Source organism: Paenibacillus piri (assembly GCF_004354045.1).
GTDB classification, from domain to species: Bacteria; Bacillota; Bacilli; order Paenibacillales; family NBRC-103111; genus Paenibacillus_S; species Paenibacillus_S piri.
The window spans coordinates 333,232-359,546 of record NZ_SMRT01000004.1 but is presented as its reverse complement, the minus strand read 5'-3'; the positions used below and the strand labels follow the sequence as shown (position 1 = coordinate 359,546).

The window sequence follows — 26,315 nt, the reverse complement described above, 5'->3', positions numbered from 1 at the left end:
ATAGATCGGAGGTGTGCGTTGTTGAATATTAGCGGGCTCATACGCAGCTTCATCGGCGATGTCCAGGCGGCAGAGCCGAAGACGTTGGAGCTTAAAGCGGGGGAAGTCGTCAAAGGATTGGTGCTGCAGCTGATCGCCGATCAGGAGGCGCTGATGAATATCGGAGGCGTGCAGGTTCGCGCCCGTCTGGAAACGCCGCTGAAGCCGGGACAAATTGCGCTGCTGCAGGTGCAGCCGGAGACGACGGCGACCGGTCAAGTGCTTTTAAAGCCGCTGGAGGCGTCAGCGGTACAGATCGCCGACGATTCGCTGGGCGAGGTGCTGAAAAATATCGGCATGCCGGACAACGGGACAAACCGGCAAATGGTCCAGACGCTTCATCAAGCGGGCGTTCCGTTAACCAAGGAATCGATGCACGCTTTTACGCATCTCCAGGCCCAGCTGCCGGCCGCTTCGCAGCAGACGGACGATTGGGTGCCGGCTGCTGTCGTCGCTTTTCAGAAGGGGCTGCCGCTGACTCCGGATACCGTCCAAGCGGTTAAACAGGCCGTTGCCGGGCCGGCCTTTCATGAATCGCTGCAGCAGCTCGATTCGCAGATGAGCAAGCTGCTGGGCGATAGCCCCGTGTTGTCCGAGTCAACACGGACGGCCTTGAACAGCGCGAAGCAGGTCATCGCGCTGCTGCGGAAATCGGCGGGGCTGCTGCTGCCCCCGCCGGAGCCTGCGGCTGCCGCCGGCGGCGCGCAGCCGGCGACAGGACCGGCCGGCAGCCAGGCCGCCGGCCAAGGAGCGGCGCAAGCCGGCGGCGCAGCCGGCTTGCCGGACCAGGGCGCGCCGCTAGCGGGCGCGCCGGCAGCGCCGGGCGGCAGCGGTCCGGCTGCCGCCGCAAATACAGGCGGCGGCATGCCCGCGCCGCCGGATGCTTCCGGCAGCGGCGCAAGCGCTGCCGGCACTGCGGCGCCGGCGGCTTCGCCCGGCGCGCCCGGCGCAGCTGCGGCGAGTCCGCCCGCAGCTGCGCAAACGGCGGCGGGACAAGCCGCCGCCGGAGCCGCTGCCGCCGCGGCAAGCCCGGGAGGACAGGGAATTGTCCTCCCCGCAGCCGACGCGGCGCAGCAGCTGCAGCAGCCGGCGCCCGCTGCTGCAAGCGTTGGCGGCGCTCCAGCGACGAGCGCCGGAGCGGCAGCCGCTGTCCCGGACGCGTCGGACAGCAATGGCGGCAGCCCCGCGCTCTTCGCACGCGAGCTGCCGCAGCAGCCGGGTTCCGCCCCCCAGTCTGCAGGAACCGGCGAGCATTGGATTTCGCGAATGATGAAAGCTTTGGGGGTCGAGCACGAGCTGCATATCGGCAAATTGCCCGATCATCCGGGGCATGGCAGGTCGGCCGATATTGGGGCGCCGGCAGCTGCAGGCCAGGATGCTGCTGCCGCCTTGTCCATGGAACAGCAGAAGTCGGCCGAGACGTTAAAAGGCGCGCTGCTCCAGCTGCTGCAGGCCGATGACGTGCCGGCCGCGGTGAAAGATGCGGCGCAGCAGACGGTTCAGCAAATTACAGGTCAGCAGCTGCTGCTGAATTCCGATAAAACATCCATGTTTACGCATATGACCTTGTTTGTTCCCTTGATGAATGCCAATGGAGAACAGACGGCTGCGATTCATATTCAATCGCGCAAAGGGCCGCGCGGAATGATCGATGCGCAAAACTGCCGCCTCGTATTTGATCTGCAGATGAAAACGCTCGGGGATACGATGGTCGACGTGCAGGTTGTGGATAAAATTGTCAGCCTGCGCGTCATGAACGATCAGCCGTTTATCCGGGAGCTGCTCGAAGCGCAGCGGGAAGAAATTATGGCCGGACTTGCAGGTATCGGTTATCAGTTTATTTCATTGAAATGCAGCCCTTATCCGGAAAAAGGCCAGCACATGCAGGGGACCGGGACGGAAAGCGGGGGGAAGGATCCAGCCGCGTCGCATGTGAAGGCGGTTTACGGCACGAAACCTTACAGAGGAATGGATGTTCGCGTATGAAGGAAGGCAATCCGAGCCCGATCAAAAAAGCTGTCGCCCTAAAATATGCGCCCGATCAAAAAGCGCCGGTATTGGTCGCCAAAGGGAAGGGTCATTTGGCCGATGCGATTATGAAGAAAGCGAAAGACAACGGCGTTCCGATTCAAGAGGATTCCTCGCTGGTGGAGGTTTTATCCAAGCTGGATTTGGATCAGGAAATACCTTCCGAGCTGTATCAGCTGGTGGCTGAAATTTTAAGCTTTATTTATCGTTCGGACGGCAGGGCACGACAGCAGATCAGAAACGAGGCCTGATATCGATGAATACGGGGAAGCTTACCCGGAAACAGCTTGGCGCCGTCGGGGAACATTTCGCATCGGAGCACTTGCGTTCGTTGCATTACGAGATATTGGCCCAAAACTGGCGCTGCCGGACCGGCGAAATTGATCTGATTGCCATGGACGGGCCGTTATTGGTATTTATCGAGGTGCGCACCCGTTCGGGGACGCGGCAATTCGGCACGCCTCAGGAATCGGTCGATGCCTTGAAACAGCGCAAGGTAACGGAGACGGCGCAGTATTACGCGCACCGGCACCAGCTGCTTGACCGCCAACAGAGGTTCGACGTGATCTCCGTCATGACGGATCCGGAAGGGCATCTGCAAGCTTTGGAGCATTTTACCAACGCATTTTAAGCGGCTGCGGATTGCTCTCTCCATGCATTAAACTTATAGGATTGCTACTAAAAGACATGGCCCAAGCCATGTCTTTTTCGTGATTGGGTCAGCCGGAAGCCTGTTTTTATAATAAAAATCACATCTATGAAATCGCTTGCATATAAATATAATAGGAGAGCAAATGATGGAGGTGTGTCCGGCCATGATTGTCAAAAACGCGATCTCTTCCTTTATTGGCGTATGGTTTTTGCTTACACCTTGGATGTTCGGATTGACGGCGAGCGGTTTGGAGACGTATTTATGCTTCATTCTTGGCGGAATCCAATGTTTATTTTCATTGCTTGCGATATCGTTTCCGGGAGGTAAAAGCTGGCTGAACGGGCTGCCGCTGTTCATCGGCATCTGGTTTATTATTTTTCCTAACGCTTTTAATTTGCCCTTGCTGCAGATCGTTGTGCTTGAAGTTTTGGGACTTGCAACGATACTGATTAATTACGCGCTCCTTTTTCCCGAATCCCAATAAAATTTATCTCGCTGTTCGTATTATGAGACAGTCTTATTTTCTGTGAACGGGATTGGCGCTTGAAATACGCAAATGCGATTTCGTTTTCGATCGTCCTGTTGCGCTCCATCCTTCTTCCCGGCCATTGATGCGTGCATATTCGGCTGAACAGTTGTGCACACTTATATATTAATGATGCCGCGAAGAAGGAGTGAAACATGTGTTTGCCAAAATGAGAACGTTTCTGAAAGATTATTTTATACCGGAACAGCAGACGGATTATGTTTACTACCCGACGGAAGACGGGATTTTTGCCTATTATTACCGCGAGACCGAAATTGCCGACACTGCGGCCGACGATGCCGAACAGGACACGGCCTCAGGCTGACCGAGCCTTGCGCATTCTCCGAACCTTCATCGGGGAATGCGTTTTTTGTTGCCCGAAAATGAACAGCTGCACGTTGACGAGACTGGTTGGAGGCTTCGCAATTCATCTGAATTCGCATCTGAGCTCGTCAAATATGCGTGACTTTCTTGTCCAGGCTGCGGTACTGCAGCGCTTCCGCCACATGGTTGTCGTTCAGCTGCTCATCGCCTTCGAGATCGGCAATGGTGCGGGCAATTTTCAATATCCGATCGTAGGCCCGGACGCTTAACCCGAGCACCTCGAACGATTGCCGAAGCAGCCGCTCCGCGTCGGGCTGCAGCCTGCAGTGCATTTTGAGCAGCTTGCCGGACAGCTCGCCGTTAAACAGGATACCAGAATGCGCATACCGCTCAAGCTGGATACGGCGGACGCGGTCTACCTGCTCCTTCATCTGCCGCGAGGAAAGCTGGGGCTGCGTATCTGCGATTTGCGCAAAGTCGATGCGCGGCACCTCTACCTGCAGGTCGATACGGTCCAGCAGCGGGCCCGATATTTTCGAACGATAGTGTTCGATTTTTAACGGACTGCATGTGCAAGCATGCGAAGCAGTCTCCGCACCGAGGAATCCGCAAGGGCACGGGTTCATGGATGCGGCCATTATAAAATGAGCCGGGAACCGGTACACGGCACGGGCCCGTCCGATCGTGACATGCCGATCCTCCAGCGGCTGTCGCAGCACCTCCAGCACGGCCCTTGAAAACTCGGGCAGCTCGTCGAGAAACAGCACGCCCCGATGTGCGAGACTGATTTCTCCCGGCTTCGGAACCGTCCCTCCGCCGACCAGCCCGGCAGCCGATATCGTATGATGAGGCATACGGAACGGGCGCTTGCTGATCAGGCTGCTGCGGTCGGCGAATTTTCCCGAGGCGCTGTAAATTTTGGTCACATCGAGCGCTTCCTGCTCGGACATATCGGGAAGAATGGTGGGCAGCCGTTTCACCAGCATCGTTTTCCCGGTGCCCGGCGGACCTACCAGTAAAATATTGTGCATGCCGGCGGCACATATCATCAAGGCGCGCTTGACATGCAGCTGTCCTGAAACATCGCTGTAGTCTTCGGAGTAAAAGGTTTCGTTGCTTTGGCCCGAGTTTAGTATATGTTCTAAAACATTAATGTGGTTAATTGACAACTCGCCGCCGCTTTGCCGCAGCTCGCTCAGATGGTTGAGCGAGGCTACATCCATACCGGCTATAAGCGACGCTTCGGCCGCATTGTGACCGGGAACGATGACGCGCCGAATTCCCATTTCCTTGGCGCTCGCCATCATGGAAAGAACGCCCGGCACCGGTCGGACGGAGCCTTCCAAAGCCAGCTCGCCCAGGATGAGCGTCTGTTCCGTCCGCTCCAATTGCAGCTGTCCGCTTGCCGATAAAATGCCGAGGGCGATGGCCAGGTCGAATGCGCCTTCCTTCCGGATATCCGCAGGCGCCAGATTGACCGTAATTCTCTGCAGCGGAAATGAATATCCGCAATTTTTTATCGCGGCGCGAACGCGTTCCATCGATTCTTTAACGGCGCTGTCGGGCAGGCCGACGATATTCATCTGCGGCAATCCGTTGCTTAAATCGACCTCCACCTCGACCAGCTTTCCTTCCACGCCGTGCAGGCATGCGCTCATCACTTTACCGTACATGACAAAAAGGCACCTTCCCCCAAATTGATTCATGGGCAAAAGGTGCTTCCTTACCGTCCTATGATTGCTTTTATTGTACCTTCCGTCCGCTGTTTTGGCAATTCTCTTTTCAGACGGTTAAACCCGAACAAAACTGGATATACAAGGTAAAGAGGTGATAACCATGCAGGACAAGCCTTATTTTTGTCCAAACTGTAGATCAAACCGGGTCAAATTCAGCATGATTTCAAGTTTCTCGCAGCGTTTCATGAAGGACGCTTTAACAGGTACCGTTCAGGAGGTAACCGAGCCGCAGCAAATTCAAGATACAGAGCCGACGATCCAGTGTCTTGTATGCAGCTTTACGGGCAACGAAATGCGGTTTATTAAGCAGGCGGAGCGGGAACCGAGAAGCGTGACCCCGACCGATCCGAGCTATTCGTAACGAAAAATATAATCGTTTTCCATGGCGCATGTTTCTGGTTTATTCGGAAAGATGCGTTTTTGTTTTTGTGTACCCGGAATCAGCTTTGCAGCATCTCGTCGCTTTTGGGTCTGCGTGTTTTGCTTTTTATTTCCTTGGGAATGATATAATACGTGAATTTTTTCAGAGGCATAAAAAAGTTTAATTGAAAAAAGTCGGCTTTCCTTGAAAAACTAAGGAAACTGTCGAAAAAAAGTGGTACAATTATGAAGGTTTTGTTGCATTATCTGCAGCAGGCAGGATTCCGCATGCGTAATAGCGAAAGGATTCCTAAGTGTTGATGCGGAGCTTGCGCACAAGCCGCAGGTTCTGATTTCTTTATAGCAAGCTATAACTGATAGGAGGATTTTGCTAAATGAATATCCATGAGTACCAGGGCAAACAAGTACTGAAACAGTATGGGGTTGCCGTTCCCGAAGGGAAAGTCGCTTTTACGGTGGACGAAGCCGTGGAAGCGGCAAAGCAGCTCGGAACTTCCGTAGTTGTAGTTAAAGCGCAAATTCATGCGGGCGGACGCGGAAAAGCGGGCGGCGTTAAAGTTGCCAAAAACTTGGACGAGGTTCGTACATACGCTCAAGAAATTTTAGGCAAGGTGCTCGTCACCCATCAGACCGGTCCAGAAGGCAAAGAAGTGAAGCGTCTGTTGATCGAGCAAGGCTGCGATATTAAGAAAGAATATTACGTCGGCGTCGTTGTGGACCGCGGTACGGGACGCGTCGTTATGATGGCTTCGGAAGAGGGCGGCACCGAGATCGAGGAAGTCGCTGCTCACACTCCGGAGAAAATTTTCAAGGAAGTGATCGATCCGGCGATCGGATTGCAAGCTTTCCAGGCGCGCAAATTGGCTTACGCGATTAACATTCCTGGTGAATTGGTTAACAAAGCGGTTAAATTTATGACGGCTCTTTACGCGGCCTTTGTCGATAAAGATTGCTCGATTGCAGAGATCAACCCGCTCGTTGTAACCGGCGGCGGCGATGTGATGGCTTTGGACGCCAAATTGAACTTTGACTCCAACGCTTTGTACCGTCATAAGGATATTCTCGAGCTTCGCGACTTGGAGGAAGAAGACGAGAAAGAAATCCAGGCTTCCAAATTCGACTTGAGCTACATCGCGCTTGACGGCAACATCGGCTGCCTCGTAAACGGCGCGGGTCTTGCTATGGCGACGATGGATATAATTAAATATTACGGCGGCGAGCCGGCCAACTTCCTTGATGTAGGGGGCGGCGCTACAGCGGAGAAAGTAACCGAAGCGTTTAAAATCATTCTTTCCGACGATGCGGTTAAAGGAATTTTCGTCAACATTTTCGGCGGCATCATGAAGTGCGACGTTATCGCAAACGGCGTTGTGGAAGCGGCGAAGCAGGTAGGCTTGAGCCGTCCGCTCGTTGTCCGTCTGGAAGGTACGAACGTTGACCTCGGCAAGAAAATTTTGAACGAATCCGGCTTGAATATCGTAGCGGCGGATTCGATGGCGGACGGAGCGCAAAAAATCGTCGCTCTCGTTTCTTAATTAATTCTTTACGCTGTTGAACTGCGTTTCTTCGTGAAAAAAATCAAGGGATGTGACCTAATCAAATGAGTATTTTAATCAATAAAGATACGAAAGTTATTACGCAAGGGATCACGGGCTCCGTAGGTATGTTCCATACGAAAGGCGCGCTTGATTACGGCACGCAAATGGTCGGCGGCGTGACGCCGGGCAAGGGCGGCACCAACGTCGACATTACGCTGGAAAACGGCAAAGTCGTTTCGCTGCCTGTGTACAACACGGTCGCTCAAGCGAAAGCGGCGACAGGCGCAACGGTTTCCGTTATTTACGTACCGCCTGCTTTTGCGGCGGATGCCATTATGGAGGCCGTCGATGCCGAGCTTGATCTTGCCATTTGCATCACGGAAGGCATTCCGGTATTGGATATGGTCAAAGTATCCCGTTATATGGAAGGCAAGAAAACCCGCTTGATCGGACCTAACTGTCCGGGACTTATTACGCCGGGCGAAATTAAAATCGGCATTATGCCGGGCTATATTCATACGCCTGGTCACGTCGGCGTCGTTTCCCGCAGCGGAACTTTGACCTACGAAGCGGTTCATCAGCTGTCGACCCGCGGCATCGGACAATCGTCCGCCGTAGGGATTGGCGGCGACCCGGTCAAAGGCTCCGAGTTTATCGATATTTTGAAGCTGTTTAACGACGATCCGGACACGTATGCGGTCATTATGATCGGTGAAATCGGCGGAACGGCCGAAGAGGAAGCAGCCGAGTGGATCGCGGCCAACATGAAGAAGCCGGTTGTCGGCTTCATCGGCGGCCAAACGGCGCCTCCGGGCAAACGGATGGGCCATGCCGGCGCGATCATTTCCGGCGGTAAAGGTACGGCTGCCGAGAAGGTGGCGACGATGGAACGCTGCGGCATTAAAGTAGCTCCGACACCTTCCGAGATGGGCTCCACGCTCGTCAGCGTATTGGAAGAAAAAGGCCTTCTTGACAAATGCATCACTAAAAAATAAACGATACGATAGGCAAGCAGCCTTCTGTTCCTTAAAGGAACGGAGGGCTTTTTTTCGTTTAAGAAATTGTGCGCGGCATATTTCGTTGGATAACCGGGAGTCTTAGGCGGGGGTATCCCCAAAAGTAATATCAAGAGTTGCTTGCATTGTTGATGAAACCCGGTGAACACGGGGTGGCGGAATCGGCTTCAGAGCTTCACGTCAATGCGGGGGACCCTTTCAAAAGTTGTTCTCAAAGAAGGAGTGTAATATACTATATGAACAATAGAACCATTTTGATTGCCATGCACCACGCCGATAAGATCGGCTGGAGGACGATTCAGCTTATACTAGGGTTGTTTCCGGACTTGTCGGAGACGCTTGCCCTTCAAGCTTCCGACTGGCAGGCGCGCGGCTTGACGCCGTCCCGGGCCGAGGCCCTTGCGCAAGCTCTAAGGCTTGCCGCGCAGGAGCCGATGCAAAAGCTGCTGGAGCGATACGAGCGGTTGGGAATCGGCATGCTTACGCGTTTCGATGAGGAGTATCCCGATCTATTGAAGGAAACGGCGCAGCCCCCCTGGGTGCTTTATTATCGGGGCGACGTACGGTTATTGAACCAGCCGTGCATAGCGGTTGTGGGCACCAGAACCCCGACCGTTTATGGACGGAAGACGGCCGAGCACATTTCGGAAGCGCTGTCAACCGCCGGTGTTTGCGTAGTCAGCGGACTGGCCAGAGGCATCGACAGTGCGGCACATGCCGGAGCGCTGAAGGCGGATGGCGGTACAATCGCAGTTTTGGGCTGCAGCATCGAGCAAGTGTACCCGCCTGAAAATAAGCCGTTATACGACATGATTGCGTCAAATGGCCTGCTGCTCAGCGAATATCCTTTGAATACGAAGCCGCATCCGGGTTTGTTCCCGCAGCGCAACCGCATTATTGCGGGGCTCAGCCTAGGCGTGCTTGTCGTCGAAGCGGCGCTGCAAAGCGGTTCGCTCATTACAGCCGATCAAGCGCTGGAGGAGTCGCGCGACGTGTTTGCCATACCGGGACCGATCAATTCGCCAAAAAGCCAGGGAGCGCTTGCGTTGATCAAGCAGGGGGCAAAGCTCGTTTGCAGTGTTCAGGACATTCTGGAGGAATATCCGTACCGGATACCGGGGAGCCATTCGGCAAATAGTAATTCTATAAGGCAGAATGCGCCACAATTGTCGCCGGATGAGAAAATCGTCGTCGATTTACTGCTGGATCAGCCGATGTCTGTCGACGAGCTGCTTGCCCGAACCCAATTTAACTTTGGACATTTGCACTCAGTTCTGTTAAATTTACTATTGACAAAGCGTGTGGAACAGTTACCGGGTTCTATTTATGCGATTAATTAATTTGAGCAGCGGTTGCGCGAAGCTTGCGAACCGGCTGTTTCGCAATAAGCAGCGAATACAAATCCGTACAACCGGCTTGCTTCTCAGCAGCCGCGATTGTACGATCTATCCATTACCCAAGGGAGGGAGGACGGCTATGGCGGATTCCTTAGTCATTGTAGAGTCACCCGCAAAAGCAAAAACCATCGGCAAATATTTGGGCAACAAGTTCATTGTCAAAGCATCGATGGGCCATATTCGCGATCTTCCGAAGAGCCAAATCGGTGTTGAAATTAAAAAGAACTTCGAGCCCAAGTATATTACGATTCGCGGCAAAGGTTCCGTACTGAAGGAATTGAAGGATGCCCGCAAAAAAGTGAAAAAAGTTTATCTGGCGGCTGACCCGGATCGCGAAGGCGAGGCAATAGCCTGGCATCTGGCTCATTATTTGGAGCTGGATGAAACGGAAACATGCCGCGTCGTATTTAACGAAATTACGAAGCAGGCGGTCAAGGACGCTTTTAAAACGCCGCGCAAAATCAATTTGGATCTTGTCAACGCGCAGCAGGCGCGCCGTATTCTCGACCGGTTGGTCGGTTATAAAATAAGCCCGCTGCTCTGGAAAAAGGTAAAGAAGGGCTTGTCTGCAGGACGCGTACAATCGGTAGCGGTCAAATTGATTTACGACCGCGAGAACGAAATTAAAGCGTTCGTGCCCGAGGAATATTGGTCCATTACGGCCAAACTGCTGGCAGGAAAAACCGAGTTCGAAGCCAAGTTTTACAGCCTGAAGGGCGAGAAAAAGGAGCTTGGCAACGAGCAGGAAGTCAATGCGGTGCTTGCCGGTTTGGACAAAGCCGAGTTTATTATTAATGAAGTAAGAGAAAAAGAGCGGCTGCGTAATCCTTCGCCGCCGTTCATTACGAGCTCGCTGCAGCAGGAAGCCGCGCGCAAGCTGAACTTCCGTGCCTCCAAGACGATGTCCGTTGCCCAGCAGCTGTACGAAGGCATCGATCTCGGAAGTGAGGGGACGGTAGGTTTAATCACCTATATGCGTACGGATTCGACGCGCATCTCTCCGGTTGCCCAAGAGGAAGCGAAAGATTTTATCGTTCAAAAGTACGGAGAAGCCTTCTATCCGGAAACGCCGCGCGTCTATGTGAAAAAAGCGGCAAATGCCCAGGATGCGCATGAGGCGATCCGCCCCAGCTCGGTGATGAGAGAGCCGGAATCGATCAAGGATTATTTGAGCCGCGATCAATTCCGCTTATATAAGCTTGTATGGGAACGGTTTGTTGCGAGTCAGATGGCTTCAGCCGTGCTCGATACGATGACGGTCGATATCGCGGCAGGCGATACCGTATTCCGCGCCGTCGGCTCCAAAATGAAATTTCCCGGCTTCATGAAAGTGTACGTGGAAAGCAATGACGACGGCACCACGGAAGAGGATAAGCTGCTGCCGCCGCTGAAGCAGGGAGATAAAGTAAAGAAAAAGCAGATCGATCCGAAGCAGCATTTCACGCAGCCGCCTCCGCGGTATACCGAGGCAAGGCTGGTTCGCGCGCTCGAGGAGATGGGCATCGGCCGACCGAGCACCTACGCTCCTACGCTGGAAACGATACAGAAGCGAGGCTATGTAGCAATCGAAGAGAAAAAATTCGTTCCTACCGAGCTCGGCGAGCTGGTCATTCAACAAATGATCGAATATTTCCCGGAAATTTTGGACGTTGAGTTTACGGCGCAGATGGAAGGCGAGCTCGACCAGGTTGAGGAAGGAAAAGAAGACTGGGTCAAAGTTCTCGGCTCCTTTTACGAATCGTTTGAAAAACGGCTTGAAGTTGCCGAAGAGGAAATGGAAAAAATCGAAATTCATGATGAGGTATCGGACGAAATTTGTGAAAAATGCGGACGCCATCTCGTTTATAAAATGGGAAGATTCGGCAAGTTTCTGGCTTGCTCCGGATTCCCGGAATGCCGCAACACGAAGCCGATCATCAAAGATATCGGAGTAACCTGTCCGAGCTGCAAGGAAGGAAAGATCATCGAGCGCCGCAGCAAGAAAGGGCGTATCTTTTACGGCTGCGACCGCTATCCGGAATGCGAATTTGTGTCCTGGGATAAGCCGGTGGAGCAGCCTTGTCCGAAATGCGGCTCGATGATGATCGAGAAGCGGAACAAGAACGGTACGTTCCATCAATGCATTTCTTGCGACTTCAAGGAAGAACTGCAGGAAAAAGAATAGCCCGCAAGCTTTAGCTTGTACGTGTTGATGAATCAGGAGGATAAGATTTTGTCAGAGACGCCTAAAGTAACCGTAATCGGGGCAGGCTTGGCCGGCAGTGAAGCCGCCTGGCAAATTGCAAGCCAAGGCGTGCCCGTTATTTTATATGAAATGCGTCCGGTGCGTAAGACGCCGGCGCATATTTCGGACAAATTTGCCGAGCTTGTCTGCAGCAATTCGCTGCGTGCCAACGGCTTAACGAATGCCGTCGGCGTTCTGAAGGAAGAAATGCGGATATTGAATTCTTTAATACTGCGCAGCGCCGACAAGCATGCCGTCCCTGCCGGCGGAGCGCTGGCTGTCGACCGCGACGGCTTTTCCGCGGAGGTTACCACCCTGCTTCGCAGCCATCCGCTGATCGAGGTGCGCAACGAGGAGCTGGAGACGCTTCCCGAGGGAATTACGGTCGTTGCGACCGGACCGTTAACCTCGCCGGGGCTTTCCGCTCATTTGAAGGAATTGATGGGTGAGGAATATTTGTACTTTTACGACGCCGCGGCGCCGATCATCGAGAAAGATTCGATCGATATGAGCAAGGTGTATTTGGCTTCCCGTTACGATAAAGGGGAGGCCGCCTATTTGAATTGTCCGATGACCGAGGAAGAGTTCGACCTGTTTTACGAAGCGCTCATTTCCGCTGAAGTCGCGCCGATTAAAGATTTTGAGAAAGAAATTTATTTTGAAGGCTGCATGCCGATCGAAGTGATGGCCAAGCGGGGCAAGCAGACTGCCCTTTACGGTCCGATGAAGCCCGTGGGCCTGATCAATCCGCATACGAACGAGCTGCCATACGCAGTCGTACAGCTTCGTCAGGATAATGCGGCCGGGACGTTGTATAACCTGGTCGGCTTTCAAACGCATTTGAAATGGGGCGAGCAGAAGCGTGTCTTCTCCTTAATCCCCGGATTGGAAAATGCCGAATTCGTCCGATATGGCGTTATGCACCGCAATACCTTCATTAATTCGCCCAAGCTGCTGAAGCCGACCTATCAATTTGTTCATCGCGACAGCTTGTTTTTTGCCGGTCAGATGACAGGCGTGGAAGGCTACGTGGAATCGGCTGCGTCCGGGTTGATTGCCGGCTTGAATGCGGCGCGGGTTGCGAAAGGCCAGGAATGCCTCGTCCTGCCGCAGGATACGGCGCTGGGCAGCATGGCGCATTATATCACTACGGCCGATTTCAGGCACTTCCAGCCGATGAACGCCAATTTTGGACTGTTTCCGCCGCTGGATGAAAAAATAAAAAACAAGAAACTGAAAAATGAAAAGATTGCTTTGCGGGCAATTGAGAAAATTCAGAATTTTTCACAAATCGAATACAATTCCGCTTGTAAGTAAAAGCTGTACTGTGATACGATAATTATGTTTTGAACCTCATAAAAGCTTCTTTATCGAACCTCTGCATCGCGGCTGCCCGGTTGTGCGTCACGAACGAGGTTTTTCTATTGAATGACTGATTGTTTAACGAAGTACGTTCTGGAGGTAGATTGGATGGAGCAAACTTTTCACGCGACGACGATTTTTGCAATACGCCATCAAGGCAAAGGCGCCATTGCCGGAGACGGTCAGGTTACGTTCGGCAACAGTATGGTGATGAAAGCGCAGGCCAAAAAAGTGAGAAGGCTTTACCGTGGTAAAGTGGTGGCGGGATTCGCCGGCTCGGTCGCGGACGCAATCACGTTGTTTGAGAAATTTGAAGCGAAGCTGGAGGAGCACCAAGGCAACCTGCAGCGCGCTGCCGTAGAGCTGGCCAAGGATTGGCGGTCGGACCGCGTACTGCGGAGACTGGAAGCGATGATGATCGTGATGGACACGAGCAATGTTTTATTGATATCAGGCAACGGCGAGATCATCGAGCCTGATGACGGCATTTTGGCGATCGGGTCCGGAGGCAGCTTTGCCTTGGCCGCAGGCAGGGCGCTGCATCGGTACGCGCCTCAAATGAGCGCCAGGGAGATTGCGCAGGCAGCGTTAACGATGGCGGCGGAAATTTGCGTATTTACGAACCACAATATAATAGTAGAAGAAATCGAGTGAATGAGGAGGGACTCTCTTGAAGCATATGGCGCTAACACCCAGAGAGATTGTCACCCAGCTGGATAAGTATATTATTGGTCAAAAAAACGCCAAAAAATCGGTAGCCGTCGCACTCCGAAACCGTTTCCGGCGCAGTCAGCTGGACGAATCGATCCGTGACGAGATTGTTCCCAAAAACATACTGATGATCGGTCCGACCGGCGTGGGGAAAACGGAAATCGCCCGGCGCCTGGCAAAGCTGGTCAACGCCCCTTTTGTCAAGGTGGAGGCAACGAAGTTTACGGAGGTCGGCTATGTCGGCCGCGATGTGGAAGCGATGGTCCGCGATTTGGTGGAAACCTCGATCCGTATGGTGAAAGCGGAGCGGACGGAGAAGCTGAAGGATAAAGCGGCCGAGATGGCTGACGAGCGGATCGTTGCTATTCTTGTTCCGGGGCCTTCCAAGCAAAAATCGCAGCGAAATCCGCTCGAAATGCTGTTTGGCAACAATACCGGCAATGAGCCGCAGGAGCAGGAAACGGACCCGTATTTGATGTCCAAGCGGAAAGATGTAAAAGAACAGTTGGATAAAGGGGAGCTGGAGCAGCAAACGATCGAAATTGAGGTAGAAGACAGCACCCCGAGCATGTTCGATATGCTGTCCGGTCAAGGCAATGAGCAGGCCGGCATGAACATGCAGGAGCTGTTCGGCAGTCTGATGCCGAAAAAGATGAAAAAACGAAAGCTGCAAATCAAGGAAGCGCGCAAGGTGCTCGTTCAGGAGGAAGCCCAGAAGCTGCTGGATATGGACGAAGTTATCCAGGAGGCGGTGCTTCGTGCGGAGCAGCTGGGCATTATTTTCATCGATGAGATCGATAAAATTTGCAGCTCCGGCCGCGGCGGGGGACCCGATGTTTCCCGTGAAGGCGTGCAGCGCGATATTTTGCCGATCGTCGAAGGCTCGACCGTGATGACGAAGTACGGTCCGGTACAGACCGATTACATATTGTTTATCGCAGCGGGTGCGTTCCATATTGCGAAGCCGTCCGATTTAATTCCGGAGCTGCAGGGGAGATTTCCGATTCGTGTCGAGTTAAGCAGCCTCACGCAGCAGGATTTTATGCTCATTTTAAAAGAGCCGAAGCATGCGTTGACCAAGCAGTACACGGCATTATTGGAAACCGAGGGGATTGAGGTGCAATTTTCCGATGAGGCGATCGAGGAAATTGCCAAAATTGCCGCCGATGTCAATCAAAATACCGATAATATCGGCGCGAGACGCCTCCATACGATTTTGGAGAAGCTGCTTGAAGATTTGTCCTTTGAAGCGCCCGAAATTACTTTGGAGCAGATTGTCATTACTCCCGAATATGTGAGAGAGAAGCTTTCGGATATCGTAAAGAACCGCGATCTAAGCCAATATATTTTGTAATATCGAATGTATAAATTACGGATGTACGAACAACTTGACTAGCAAGTTTATATATTGTGGTGCGTATTGGGAGGCATTACCATGACATTATTGGCAAAGACTCGAAGGTTGAATAAATTATTGCAGAAAGAAGCCGGCAATGCGGTCAGCTTCAAGAATATGGCTGAAGTATTAAACGATATATTGCGGGCCGATATTTTTGTGGCCAGCCGCAAAGGCAAAGTGCTCGGCAGAGCCGTTTCCGGAGAAGGCCAGCATTCGACCGTGCTGGAGACAATATTGGAGGAGAACCGCTTTCCGACGGAATACAACCAGCTGCTGCTAAAGGTTGAGGAAACATCTTCCAATTTGGATGCGGACAGCGAATTTCATCAATTGGTCGGCAATATGCCGAAAGAACCTATTTATATTACGATTGTTCCGGTAATTGGCGGGGGCGAACGTCTGGGCACCTTGATTTTAACGAGACGCAGCGGCGCATTTATCGATGATGATTTGATTCTTGCCGAGTATGGGTCGACCGTCGTCGCGATGGAAATTTTGCGGGAAAAGGCGGAGCAAATCGAAATCGAAGCGAGAAGCAAAGCGGTTGTTCAGGTCGCGGTCGGCTCTTTGTCATTCAGCGAGCTCGAAGCGGTCGAGCATATTTTCGAGCAGCTGGAAGGCTCGGAAGGCTTGCTGGTCGCGAGCAAAATCGCCGATCGTGTCGGGATTACGAGGTCTGTGATCGTCAATGCGATGCGGAAGCTGGAAAGCGCAGGCGTCATCGAAACCCGGTCGCTCGGCATGAAGGGAACGTATATTCGCATACTGAACGATCAATTAGTACAAGGCATTCAAAGTATAAAATAATAATTTTTTATGTTATATGCCCTATATTGTCAAATATAGGGCTTTTTTCTTATTGTAAAAATTTCCTACTTTCTTCAATATAGATATAGTTCGGACAAGCTACAAAATAACTCATCATTTTCCATAGGAAGCAATATTTTTTCGACGAATTTGTCGAACAAAGGAGGAAAATGGAGGTTATTTGTTGAATAGTACATCAAATGACAGCGTAAAGGCAGGAATTGACATGGATATTCTTAACAAGCCGGCGTTTCATCAGATGGAGCGTTCCTTGAATGCCGCGAGCACGCGGCAGCGCGTGATTGCGGATAATATCGCAAACGCGGACACGCCGTATTTCAAAAGATCCGAGGTACGCTTCGAGGAACTGCTGCAAAACGAAATGAACGGTTCGTCGATTCAGGGATTCAGAACGGATCCGCGCCATTTTGTTATCGGACGACCTTCACAGCCGGACCCTCAAATTGTGAAAGAGAATTTATCCACGATCAACAACAATTTAAACAATGTGGATATGGACTATGAAATGTCTTTAATGGCCAAGAATCAATTGCGGTACAACGTGTTGGCTCAGCAGGTCGGAAGCGAGATCAGGAAGGTCAGGACAGCTATTGATGGGAGGTAGACGTGAATGAAGCTTACAAACGGTTTTGACATTAGCTCTTCCGCATTAACCGCTCAACGATTTCGGATGGACGTCATTTCATCGAACATTGCGAACGCCGATTCAACGAGAGCCCGGATGGTCAATGGCAAATGGGTTCCATATCAAAGAAAATTGATCAGCGTTGAAGCGAAGCAGCCTACCTTCGAGCAAGCGCTCAAAAACGCGCAGGCGGAGACGGCCGGAGAAGGGGTTAGAGTAACGAGAATTACGGAAGATACTTCTCCCTTTAAGCAGGTTTACAATCCTACGCACCCCGATGCCGACGAAAACGGGTATGTGATGATGCCGAATGTTGACGTGCTTAAAGAAATGGTCGATATGATATCGGCCACCCGTTCCTATGAAGCTAACGTAACCGCTTTGAACGCATCGAAATCGCTCATCACCAAAGCATTGGAAATCGGTAAATAACAACATTTAAAAAGGGGATTTCATTATGGTAGAGAAGCTGGGGCTGCAACCGCTGCAAGTTCTCCAACAAACAGCTCCCAAAAGTTTGAGCGCCTCCGAAGTATCCGAGCAGTTCGGCCATTTTTTAACGGATGCGATGGGCAAATTAAACCAGCAGCAGCAGGAAGTAGACAAGCTTAACGACCAATTTGCGAAAGGTGAAATTTCTGATGTTCATCAGCTTATCATCGCAACTGAGAAATCGTCCTTAGGCTTACAGCTAACGGTTCAGGTTCGAAACAAAGTCATCGATGCATATCAAGAAATTATGAGAATGCAAGTGTAAAAGAGCTGTGAAGCATAGCTACGGTCTTTGGATGGGGTGGAATTGTGAACGAGAATATCGTCCAATATTGGAACCGAATGAAGCAATATTGGAATCAATTTAGTAAAGCTCAAAAAATCACGATCATTTCGACATTCGCGCTTGTCATGCTGACAATAGGTATAATTGCCTATAATTTTTCAAAAACCGAATATGCACTGGCTTACACGAATTTGCAGCCAAGCGATGCGGCATCGATCAAAGGTTACCTCGACGGGGCGAAAATTCCTTATCAGCTAAGCGAGGACGGCAAAAGCATAGGGGTACCCAGAAGCGAAGTGGCGAGCGTCAAGCTGGCGGTTGAGTCGCAGGGGCTGAACAAATCCGGCAACATCGGGTATGGAGCGTTTAGTCAGAGCAGCACCTTTGGTACGACGGATAAAGAATTCAATATTAAATATGTGAACGCCGTACAAGGAGAGCTTCAACAGCTGATCAACTCGAACAGCGCGATCAGCAGCTCGAAAGTGCTGATCAATTTGCCGGAAGAAAGCGTGTTTCTGGCCAAAGCTGCGGATAAGCCGAAGGCTTCCGCATCGGTCGTATTGAATTTGAAGCAGGGCTACACGCTGGATCAAGCCAAGGTGGACACGATGTACAATCTGGTTTCCCACAGCGTGAACGGATTGCCGATTGAAAATATTACGATATCCGATCAAAACGGCGAGCTGCTCGAATATTCCAAAGGCAAGGGAAAGCTGACGAACGCCAACCTGGCTACGCAAAATTTTGAAATCAACAATCAGTTTAAAAATGATATTCAAAAAAATGTTCAGCAAATGCTGGGTGCGATTCTCGGGAAAGACAAGGTTATCGTCCAGGTGTTCTCGACGATGAACTTCGATCAGACGAATACGAAGCAGCAGCTGGTGACGGCTCCGAACACAGTCGATCAAAAAGGGTTGGAAATATCCGTTCAAGAAATTCAAAAAAATTACAACAGCGATGGCGGCGCGGCTGCAGCAGGAGTTCCAGGCACGGGACAAACCGATGTGCCCGGATATCCGGGCAGCACCAACAGCGGTAAGGCTCAATCCGAAGAGCTGCAGAAAACCGTGAATTACGAAGTGAATCGTATCACAAACGATATTGTCGCTACACCTTATGTTGTTAAAGATTTAACCATAAACGTAGGTATTGAACCACCTGTAGCCGATGATCCCAATTCGTTGACGCAGGAAACGAAAGATGCCGTACAGCGAATTTTGGTCAACGTTGTCCGGGCGGCGCTTGCGGATAACAAGCAGGTGTTGACGGATGACGACTTGAACAAGAAGGTGACGGTGTTCGCACATTCCTTCGCCAGACCGCAATCGAGCCAAGGCGCCAGCGCTAATGCAATGCTGCTTTACGGCGGATTAGGAGGACTTGCACTCGCTCTGCTCGCAGGCGGCGGCTACCTTCTTCTGCGCAGACGGAGAGCTCAACAGGAGGCTGAGGAAGAACTGGCCGCTTCCGAACCGGCTAAGGTTGAGTTTCCGACTATCGATATCGACAATGTAACTAATGATAACCAAATAAGGAAGCAGCTGGAAACATTGGCAAAGCGCAAGCCAGAGGAATTTGTCAACCTGCTCCGAACTTGGCTAGTAGATGAATAGAGGTGTACTTTGTTGGCTAAAGTTCAGCAACAAGGATTAACAGGGCGTCAAAAAGCGGCTATCTTGCTGATTAGTCTCGGTCCGGAGGTTTCAGCGCAAATATTCAAGCATCTTCGTGATGAAGAAATCGAACAGCTGACATTGGAAATCGCCAATGTGAGAAAAGTCGATAACATCGAAAAGGAAGCGATTCTGGCCGAATTTCATCAAATTTGCGTGGCCCAGGAGTTTATTTCCCAAGGCGGCATTGCCTATGCCAAAGATATTTTGGAAAAAGCGCTTGGCACCCAAAAGGCACTGGACATCATCAATCGGCTGACGGCGACTTTGCAGGTTCGACCGTTTGACTTTGCAAGAAAAGCGGACCCGGCGCAAATTCTTAACTTCATTCAGAACGAGAATTCGCAAACGATCGCTTTGGTATTGTCCTATTTGCAGCCCGAGCAATCATCCATTATTCTTTCCTCGCTGCCGCAGGAGAAGCAGGCGGACGTTGCCAAACGGATCGCCCTGATGGACAGTACTTCGCCGGATGTAATCAGCCAGGTCGAACGCGTTCTGGAGCAGAAGCTTTCGGCTACGGTTACGCAGGACTATACGAATGCAGGCGGGATAGCCGCCATCGTACAAATTTTGAATGGCGTAGACCGCGGGACGGAACGGACGATTCTCGATTCGTTGGAAATTCAAGATCCGGAGCTGGCGGAGGAAATCAAGAAGCGGATGTTCGTGTTCGAGGACATTGTCAACATCGACAACCGTTCCATCCAGCGTATTATTCGCGATATCGAAAATGCGGATTTGCAATTGGCGCTTAAAGTGGCGAGCGAAGAAGTCCGCGAAGCCATCTTCAAAAATATGTCGAAGCGGATGGCCGAAACGTTCCGCGAAGAAATGGAATTTATGGGGCCTGTCCGTCTGCGGGATGTTGAAGAAGCGCAGACGCGGATCGTCGCTACGATTCGCCGCTTAGAAGAAGCCGGTGAAATCATCATCGCCCGCGGCGGAGGAGATGATATTATTGTCTAATGTCTTCAAAGCTTCCCAGTACGTCTCTTTAGACGATACGATCGTTGTCGCAGCTGCAACCAGATTTAACGTCGACAATTCTTCGGAGGCGGCAGGCGGCCTATCGACCGCCGAAATGGAAATGCTGAACGAGGCTGCGCTCTTAAAGGATCAAATGCTGCAGGATGCCGAAACGTTTGCCGAAGAGCAGGTTAGAGCAGCTATGGATGAAGCTGCCGCAGTTCGCCAGCAGGCGCAGGCGGAAATCGAGCAGTGGTGGAACGATCAAAGGCTGCAGGACGAACAGCTGCAAACCGAACTGAGAGAAGAAGGCTTTCGACAAGGCTATCAGGAAGGCTTGCTGCAGGCGGAAACGGAGCTTCGTCAAAAGTATGACGGGATGCTGCAGGAAGCCTCGCAAATATTGGATCAAGCTTTTATATTGAAGCAGCAAATCATTCAGGAATCGGAGCCGTTTTTAATTGAATTAAGCTGCTCCATAGCGGAAAAAGTCGTTGAGCGGCAGCTGACCGTTGAACCGGGTTGGGTCATTGAGCTCATTCAAAACATACTGGCCAGAAGAAGAGAAAAAGGGATTATTACTCTTTGCGTAGCACCCGCTTTCTTTTCCAATATTCAGGACGCAAGGGAAGAGCTGCTGCTGCATATTGACTCTCAGGCCGAGCTTCAGATCATTCCGGATCCGTCCGTTCATGATTACGGCTGTGTCGTCCGTTCCTCTTTCGGAAGCATTGACGCCAGAATCGATACGCAGCTGAAGGAAATCAAAGCCGCGCTGCAGCATCTTGCCCTTCGAAACGAGGTGCTCTAGATGAGCCTCGCGCCCAATGCGGCCAAATACATTGAGCATTTAAGGCAAATCGATCCGATTCGGGTAAACGGTAAAGTGACCCAGGTTATCGGGCTAACGGTGGAATCCGAAGGTCCGGACGCAAGCATCGGCGATGTTTGTTATATTTATCCGCTGAAGTCGAATCAGCCGCTTAAAGCGGAGGTGGTAGGCTTTAAAAATAATAAGGTGCTGCTCATGCCTCTAGGCGAGCTGCATGCGATCGGGCCAGGCTGCGATGTCGTCGGGACGGGAAAGCCTTTAACCGTTCAAGTCGGGCATGAGCTGCTCGGCAAAGTGTTAGACGGACTGGGACAGCCGCTGGACGGTACGTTTCTTCCCTCCCGCATGACGCAGTATTCGACGAACAACGCACCGGGCAATCCGCTTAAGCGCCCCCGCGTTCTGGAACCGATCAGCGTAGGCGTCCGCTGTATCGACGGTTTGCTGACGATCGGCAAAGGACAACGGGTCGGGATTTTCGCAGGTTCCGGCGTCGGTAAAAGTACGCTCATGGGCATGATCGCGAGAAACACGTCCGCCGATGTCAATGTCATTGCGCTTATCGGCGAGCGCGGACGCGAGGTACTCGATTTTATCGAACGCGATTTGGGGCCGGAAGGACTCGCCAGATCGGTTGTCATCGTAGCAACGTCCGATCAGCCGGCGTTGATCCGAATTAAAGGCGCGCTGATTGCCACGAGCATTGCCGAATATTTCCGGGATCGCGGTCTTAACGTCATGATGATGATGGACTCCGTTACGCGCTTTGCAATGGCCCAGCGGGAAGTCGGGCTTGCCGTTGGCGAGCCGCCGGCAACCCGAGGCTATACCCCATCGGTTTTTGCGATGCTGCCGAAGCTGCTCGAACGGTCCGGGACCGGCCCGAAAGGCTCCATTACCGCATTTTATACGGTTCTCGTCGATGGAGATGATATGAACGAGCCGATTGCCGATGCGGTGCGCGGTATTTTGGACGGACACATTGTATTGGACCGGAATATCGCAAATCGTGGACATTATCCGGCCATCGATGTTTTATCAAGCGTGAGCCGGGTTATGAAAGAAATTGTGCCTGCCGAGCATTTGCTGGCGGCGGAAAATTTGAAACGGTTGCTATCTATTTATAAAGATTCGGAGGATCTTATCAATATCGGGGCGTATCAGCAAGGCTCCAATGCAGAAATCGATCTTTCGATGCAGTACATTCAGAACATTTGGGATTATACGAAGCAGCGGGTGAACGATAAACTGAATTTTGACGATGCACAGGAAAGTCTAATCCAACAATTCCACAAAGGATGAGATTAAGAAATGAAATTCCGTTACGCTTTCCAAAAAATTGTCGATCTCAAAGCCAATGAAAAGACGCAGGCGGAGTGGATGCTGTCCGAAGCGATCGGCAGGGTAAGGGTGGAACAATCTTCTTTATCGGAGCTGCATACGGCCAAAGACGGTTTACAGGAGCAGATGATGGAAGCTTCCTCCAGCAAGGCGACCATTTCGCAGCTTTTGATGATGCAGCGGTTCGTGGATCATATCGATCATCAAATCGTGGTGAAAAACAAAGATTTGGAACACGCGCAGCAGGTAGTAGTTACCAAACAGGATGTGCTGGCCGGCAAAATGATGGAAGAGCAAATATGGAGCAAGGCGAAGGATAGAGCGCAGCAGCGGTATACGGCCAACGCCTTGAAGAAAGAGCAGGAGCAGCTGGACGAAATGGCGACGAACCGGTTTCGGAGATTGTCATAAAGCCTGACGATACAGGGAGGTGACGGTAATGGCAGATATGGAAGTTGAAGATAACCCCTCGTATGGCGCAATGGAACGGTTTCTTATATGGTTTCTCATCCCATTTGTGTTTACAGCTGTACTGCTGGGGGTGCTGCTGACGATTTTCGACTATGACGTCATGAATAACGTTCTTCGGGCGGCCCAAAAAGTACCGGTGATCAATAAGGTTATACCTGATCCCAAATTGAAAGCGGAGGAGTCCAAAAACCCGGATAAATCCGCTCAGCCCGATGCCCCGGCTTCCGCCGCGAATGCTGCGGAAACGAATCAGACGCCGGGCGCAAAGCCGGATCAAAAGGAACAGGAGTTGGCTAAATCGGATTCGATCATCCAGCAAAGAGATCAAACGATCAAAGAGCTTCAGCTTAAAAACAGTACGCTGGAAGAGCAGATGAAATCGAAGCAGCAAACGGATGACGAATATACGACAAAAATTCAACAGCTGGCATCGTTGTATGCAAAAATGTCTCCGTCCAAAGCGGCGCCGATTATGGAAAACTTGACGAATGGCGAGATGGTGCTCGTTCTTAATATGATGAAGACGGATGAGCGGGTCAAAATTTTGGAAAAGATGGATCCGAAAAAAGCGGCTGAAGCTTCGATCGCTCTGAAGGATTTAACTACCGCGAAGGATCAGCAGATTGCCGCCCTTCAGGAGAGGTTGAAGCAGCAGGCGGCGCCGAATTCGAATACCCAGAAGCTGAGCAAAGACGATTTGGGCACGACCTTTGCCAACATGACGCCGAAAAGCGCGGCCACCGTCCTGATGGAAATGCAGAATACGAATCCGGAAAAAGTAATTTCCATTTTAAGCTCGATGGACAATGCGGGACGTTCTAAAATAATTACCGCTATCGCCGACCAATCCAAGGAAACGGCAGCATTAATTTCTGCCCGCCTGGCTCAATAATTTATGAAAGGAGGTGAAAAAACATGGATATTCAAGTACAGTCTCCCGTCATCGCATCTGTAACAACGTCCGGCTCGACAGGCGGCGCCAATGGGAACGGAGCTGCAGCGGCTGCTGCGAACGCTTTGACCGGTCAACCGACTCCTGGCTTTTCAACGACATTGAACGGGCTGTTGGTTGGTACGGTGGATGGAAGCCAGACAGGTTCCGCATTATCGCTTAACGGCCTAAACGCTTTAGTTCAGTTAATGGCGGCCTTGAAAATCGATACGACGGCGAGCTCGGAGCCGAGTATGGACGATACTTTGAAGCAGCTGGACGCTTTAACCAACCTGCTCGATGCCGATGCGAAAGAAGCCGACGATGTATTGAACAGCCCGGATATGCAGGCTTGGCTGATGCAAATTCAAGCTCTGCTGCAGCTTCAAGCTCAACCGGTTAATGAAGCGGCGGATTCCGCGTCCGAAGATTCGGAAAATAGCGGAAGCTTGGTACCGGTTCAGGCAGCAGATGAAGAGCACCTGGCAAGCGGCAGCCGGTTGAACCCGCAGCTATTCGTTCCGCTAAACAACGCAGCGGCCTCTGAAGCATCAGATATTCCCGCAACCGACTTAAAGCAGATTTCCGGCGCAGAAGCCCGTGAACTGCTGGATGCATTCAGACAGCTTCTGAAAAACGGCGACACGGCGCAAGTTGCGGACCCGATCAACGGAAAGACCATACAAAAAGTCGCGGCAGAGCTTCCGCAAGTACTGGCTCCGTTGATTTCAGCTCAGGAGCAAGCGGTCGTTCCCAAACAATCCGCGGCCGACCGCACTGTCATTGTACCTGCTGTGCCGTTGACTGTTACCGGCCGTCCTTCCGGCAGTATGGCGGCGTCGGCGAACGAGGGCAAAAAAGCTGCGGACGTCCCCGTTCAATTGAATATAGCAGCCGTAAGTCCAAAGCTGGAGTTTTTGGCCGCCAAGGCATTGCCGCCTATCGTTAAGGTAGACAAGATCATTGCGGATACGCCGTTATTCGAGCCGTTGCAGGAAAACATCGCTGATATGACATCGGATAATAACGTTATGCCAATGCATGAATTTCTAAAACATGTTCAATCCGTTGATCAGCTGGTTAAACCGCCGGTATTAATCATGCATGCGCCTACGTTTGCTGACGATATGACTCAGTTCGTGGTCAAGTCGTTCACGCTGGATGCCCACCCAGACGGCGTTACGGAAGCAAGGCTTTCCTTGTACCCGCAGCACCTGGGGCAGGTTGACGTAAGGCTAACGATTCATCATGGCCAACTGATCGCCCAATTTATGGCCGAAAGCACATTGGGCAAAGAAATGCTGGAAAGCCAATTGTCGCAGCTGCGGAGCACGCTGCAAAACCAAGGCATCCAGGTGGAAAAAATTGAAGTTACCCAATCCCAATCGTTCCAATCCGGTCTGTTTCAGGAACAGCGGCAGCAGCAATCGCAGCAGCCGGGCAAGCAGTCCAAAGGAAACGGAGCCGAGAAAAGCTTGACCCTGGAAGAAGCTATCGCGCAAGAGGCGGCCAGAACATCGCCGGTTACGATTCGTTCCGGACAAGCTTCCATCGATACGACGGTTTAATGCAGGATGAAGACGGTTCGGCCGTGTAACATGAGCAGGAGGTGAACAAATGTCTGATTCACCAATCAGCACCAAAAACGTATACCCGTATTACGCGAAGAAAAACATCGAGAATGCCGGTGCGGTCAAAAAGGAAGATGCCGGCAAGCTGGGCAAGGATGAGTTTTTAAAAATTTTAATGGCGCAGCTCAGAAATCAGGACCCGATGGAGCCGCTGCAGGATAAAGAATTTATCGCTCAAATGGCACAGTTTACATCGGTCGAGCAGCTGACGAATTTAAACACGGAAATGAAGCAGCTCCGCCAAACGCTAGGGTTCGCCTCAGGTTTGATCGGCAAAGAAATCTCATGGACGACGGTATCGAGCGACAGCAATAATCCAATCGTGAAAAACGGCGTCGTCGAATCGATTATCGTAAAATCGGACGGACAATATGCGGTCGTCAAAGGGGAACAGATCGGACTGGATCGCATTTCGGCGATTACGAATCCGACGCCGGCGGCGAACCCGAGCCCGGATACAACCCCGAATCCGAGTCCGGAGGCTAAGCCATGACCGAGCGGATTTCTGTCGGACAGCTGTATCCTGGCGCGATAAGGAACCAGCCGTTAATTCGAAACGATGCTTCGGCTCCCAAAAAGGAAGGATCGTTTCAACAAGTACTGCAAAATGAGCTGGTACGCTTCAGTCATCATGCCGAGCAAAGGCTGCGTCAACGCGGTATTGAGTTTATGCCCGAGCAGCTGGCCAAAATTGAGTCGGCTATCGATAAAGCCGCTTCCAAAGGGGCGAAAGATTCGCTGATGCTGATCAACAACACCGCGCTCATTGTCAATATTAAGAACAGAACCGTCGTTACTGCCCTGGATGAAGCGTCCATGAAGGACAACTTGTTCACGCAAATTGACAGCGCAGTTATTATTTCGTAGCGGGGCCGGACCTGAATAAGGAAGCCCGTG

Annotated in this window: 27 protein-coding genes; 26 read left to right on the top strand and 1 reads right to left on the bottom strand. The window is 51.7% G+C overall.

The genetic code is table 11. From position 1 onward, the window contains the following. Positions 1–21 precede the first annotated feature (21 nt). From E1757_RS12170 to E1757_RS35765, 5 genes are all read left to right on the top strand, one after another. On the top strand, positions 22–2,025 hold the full coding sequence (locus E1757_RS12170; RefSeq protein ID WP_133228162.1) for a hypothetical protein: 2,004 nt from the start codon (positions 22–24) through the stop codon (positions 2,023–2,025). Further along, on the top strand, positions 2,022–2,318 hold the full coding sequence (locus tag E1757_RS12165) for an EscU/YscU/HrcU family type III secretion system export apparatus switch protein (RefSeq protein ID WP_133228160.1): 297 nt from the start codon (positions 2,022–2,024) through the stop codon (positions 2,316–2,318). Before E1757_RS12170 ends, E1757_RS12165 begins: the two co-directional genes overlap by 4 nt. A gap of 5 nt (positions 2,319–2,323) precedes the next feature. Continuing rightward, complete coding sequence (locus E1757_RS12160) at positions 2,324–2,698, top strand: YraN family protein (RefSeq protein ID WP_133228158.1); 375 nt, start codon at positions 2,324–2,326, stop codon at positions 2,696–2,698. A 184-nt stretch (positions 2,699–2,882) separates the two neighbouring features. Then, a complete protein-coding gene (locus E1757_RS12155) occupies positions 2,883–3,203 on the top strand; it encodes an SPW repeat domain-containing protein (protein WP_133228156.1) in 321 nt (106 codons plus the stop codon). 199 nt (positions 3,204–3,402) lie between these two features. After that, positions 3,403–3,570 carry a hypothetical protein gene (locus tag E1757_RS35765; RefSeq protein WP_165972088.1) on the top strand — a complete coding sequence of 56 codons (168 nt, stop codon included), beginning with the start codon at positions 3,403–3,405 and terminating at the stop codon, positions 3,568–3,570. Positions 3,571–3,697: 127 nt separating this feature from the next. Here the strand turns inward: E1757_RS35765 and E1757_RS12150 are convergent, their stop codons facing one another. Beyond that, positions 3,698–5,242 carry a YifB family Mg chelatase-like AAA ATPase gene (locus E1757_RS12150; RefSeq protein WP_133228154.1) on the bottom strand — a complete coding sequence of 515 codons (1,545 nt, stop codon included), beginning with the start codon at positions 5,240–5,242 and terminating at the stop codon, positions 3,698–3,700. A gap of 220 nt (positions 5,243–5,462) precedes the next feature. Here E1757_RS12150 and E1757_RS12145 point away from each other — a divergent pair, with 220 nt between their 5' ends. From E1757_RS12145 to E1757_RS12045, 21 genes are all read left to right on the top strand, one after another. After that, positions 5,463–5,666, top strand: a complete 204-nt coding sequence (locus E1757_RS12145) for a hypothetical protein (protein WP_246079159.1) — start codon at positions 5,463–5,465, stop codon at positions 5,664–5,666. Positions 5,667–6,060: 394 nt separating this feature from the next. Further along, complete coding sequence (sucC, locus tag E1757_RS12140) at positions 6,061–7,221, top strand: ADP-forming succinate--CoA ligase subunit beta (protein ID WP_133228149.1); 1,161 nt, start codon at positions 6,061–6,063, stop codon at positions 7,219–7,221. A 65-nt stretch (positions 7,222–7,286) separates the two neighbouring features. Further along, positions 7,287–8,219 carry a succinate--CoA ligase subunit alpha gene (gene sucD / locus E1757_RS12135; RefSeq protein WP_133228147.1) on the top strand — a complete coding sequence of 311 codons (933 nt, stop codon included), beginning with the start codon at positions 7,287–7,289 and terminating at the stop codon, positions 8,217–8,219. 257 nt (positions 8,220–8,476) lie between these two features. Then, positions 8,477–9,580 carry a DNA-processing protein DprA gene (dprA, locus tag E1757_RS12130; RefSeq protein ID WP_133228145.1) on the top strand — a complete coding sequence of 368 codons (1,104 nt, stop codon included), beginning with the start codon at positions 8,477–8,479 and terminating at the stop codon, positions 9,578–9,580. Between the two features lie 136 nt (positions 9,581–9,716). Further along, a complete protein-coding gene (gene topA / locus E1757_RS12125; RefSeq protein WP_133228143.1) occupies positions 9,717–11,801 on the top strand; it encodes a type I DNA topoisomerase in 2,085 nt (694 codons plus the stop codon). 48 nt (positions 11,802–11,849) lie between these two features. Further along, complete coding sequence (gene trmFO / locus E1757_RS12120; protein WP_133228141.1) at positions 11,850–13,178, top strand: FADH(2)-oxidizing methylenetetrahydrofolate--tRNA-(uracil(54)-C(5))-methyltransferase TrmFO; 1,329 nt, start codon at positions 11,850–11,852, stop codon at positions 13,176–13,178. Between the two features lie 153 nt (positions 13,179–13,331). Further along, positions 13,332–13,877, top strand: a complete 546-nt coding sequence (gene hslV, locus E1757_RS12115) for an ATP-dependent protease subunit HslV (RefSeq protein ID WP_133228139.1) — start codon at positions 13,332–13,334, stop codon at positions 13,875–13,877. A 25-nt stretch (positions 13,878–13,902) separates the two neighbouring features. Then, entirely contained in the window at positions 13,903–15,288 is a 1,386-nt protein-coding gene (gene hslU / locus E1757_RS12110) for an ATP-dependent protease ATPase subunit HslU (protein ID WP_181956638.1), read from the top strand. Positions 15,289–15,369: 81 nt separating this feature from the next. Beyond that, positions 15,370–16,140, top strand: a complete 771-nt coding sequence (codY, locus tag E1757_RS12105; RefSeq protein ID WP_133228134.1) for a GTP-sensing pleiotropic transcriptional regulator CodY — start codon at positions 15,370–15,372, stop codon at positions 16,138–16,140. Between the two features lie 226 nt (positions 16,141–16,366). Further along, entirely contained in the window at positions 16,367–16,765 is a 399-nt protein-coding gene (gene flgB / locus E1757_RS12100; protein ID WP_133228441.1) for a flagellar basal body rod protein FlgB, read from the top strand. Between the two features lie 6 nt (positions 16,766–16,771). After that, positions 16,772–17,218: a flagellar basal body rod protein FlgC gene (gene flgC, locus E1757_RS12095; protein ID WP_133228132.1), complete on the top strand. Its 447-nt coding sequence runs from the start codon at positions 16,772–16,774 to the stop codon at positions 17,216–17,218. A gap of 25 nt (positions 17,219–17,243) precedes the next feature. After that, positions 17,244–17,543, top strand: a complete 300-nt coding sequence (gene fliE / locus E1757_RS12090; RefSeq protein WP_133228129.1) for a flagellar hook-basal body complex protein FliE — start codon at positions 17,244–17,246, stop codon at positions 17,541–17,543. A gap of 44 nt (positions 17,544–17,587) precedes the next feature. Further along, positions 17,588–19,183 carry a flagellar basal-body MS-ring/collar protein FliF gene (gene fliF / locus E1757_RS12085; protein ID WP_133228127.1) on the top strand — a complete coding sequence of 532 codons (1,596 nt, stop codon included), beginning with the start codon at positions 17,588–17,590 and terminating at the stop codon, positions 19,181–19,183. Positions 19,184–19,195: 12 nt separating this feature from the next. Beyond that, positions 19,196–20,212: a flagellar motor switch protein FliG gene (gene fliG / locus E1757_RS12080; RefSeq protein WP_133228125.1), complete on the top strand. Its 1,017-nt coding sequence runs from the start codon at positions 19,196–19,198 to the stop codon at positions 20,210–20,212. Beyond that, positions 20,205–21,023 carry a FliH/SctL family protein gene (locus E1757_RS12075; RefSeq protein ID WP_133228122.1) on the top strand — a complete coding sequence of 273 codons (819 nt, stop codon included), beginning with the start codon at positions 20,205–20,207 and terminating at the stop codon, positions 21,021–21,023. Before fliG ends, E1757_RS12075 begins: the two co-directional genes overlap by 8 nt. Then, positions 21,024–22,346: a flagellar protein export ATPase FliI gene (gene fliI / locus E1757_RS12070; protein WP_133228120.1), complete on the top strand. Its 1,323-nt coding sequence runs from the start codon at positions 21,024–21,026 to the stop codon at positions 22,344–22,346. Positions 22,347–22,355: 9 nt separating this feature from the next. Then, positions 22,356–22,796 (top strand): flagellar export protein FliJ, encoded by a 441-nt coding sequence (fliJ, locus tag E1757_RS12065; RefSeq protein ID WP_133228117.1) that lies wholly within the window; start codon positions 22,356–22,358, stop codon positions 22,794–22,796. Between the two features lie 28 nt (positions 22,797–22,824). Beyond that, the gene (locus E1757_RS12060) at positions 22,825–23,748 is read left to right on the top strand and encodes a MotE family protein (RefSeq protein WP_246079158.1); all 924 of its coding nucleotides are present in this window, start codon (positions 22,825–22,827) and stop codon (positions 23,746–23,748) included. Positions 23,749–23,771: 23 nt separating this feature from the next. Continuing rightward, positions 23,772–25,355: a flagellar hook-length control protein FliK gene (locus E1757_RS12055; protein WP_133228115.1), complete on the top strand. Its 1,584-nt coding sequence runs from the start codon at positions 23,772–23,774 to the stop codon at positions 25,353–25,355. Positions 25,356–25,404: 49 nt separating this feature from the next. After that, complete coding sequence (locus tag E1757_RS12050; RefSeq protein ID WP_133228113.1) at positions 25,405–25,911, top strand: flagellar hook capping FlgD N-terminal domain-containing protein; 507 nt, start codon at positions 25,405–25,407, stop codon at positions 25,909–25,911. Next, positions 25,908–26,285 carry a TIGR02530 family flagellar biosynthesis protein gene (locus tag E1757_RS12045; protein ID WP_133228111.1) on the top strand — a complete coding sequence of 126 codons (378 nt, stop codon included), beginning with the start codon at positions 25,908–25,910 and terminating at the stop codon, positions 26,283–26,285. Before E1757_RS12050 ends, E1757_RS12045 begins: the two co-directional genes overlap by 4 nt. Positions 26,286–26,315: the final 30 nt, after the last annotated feature.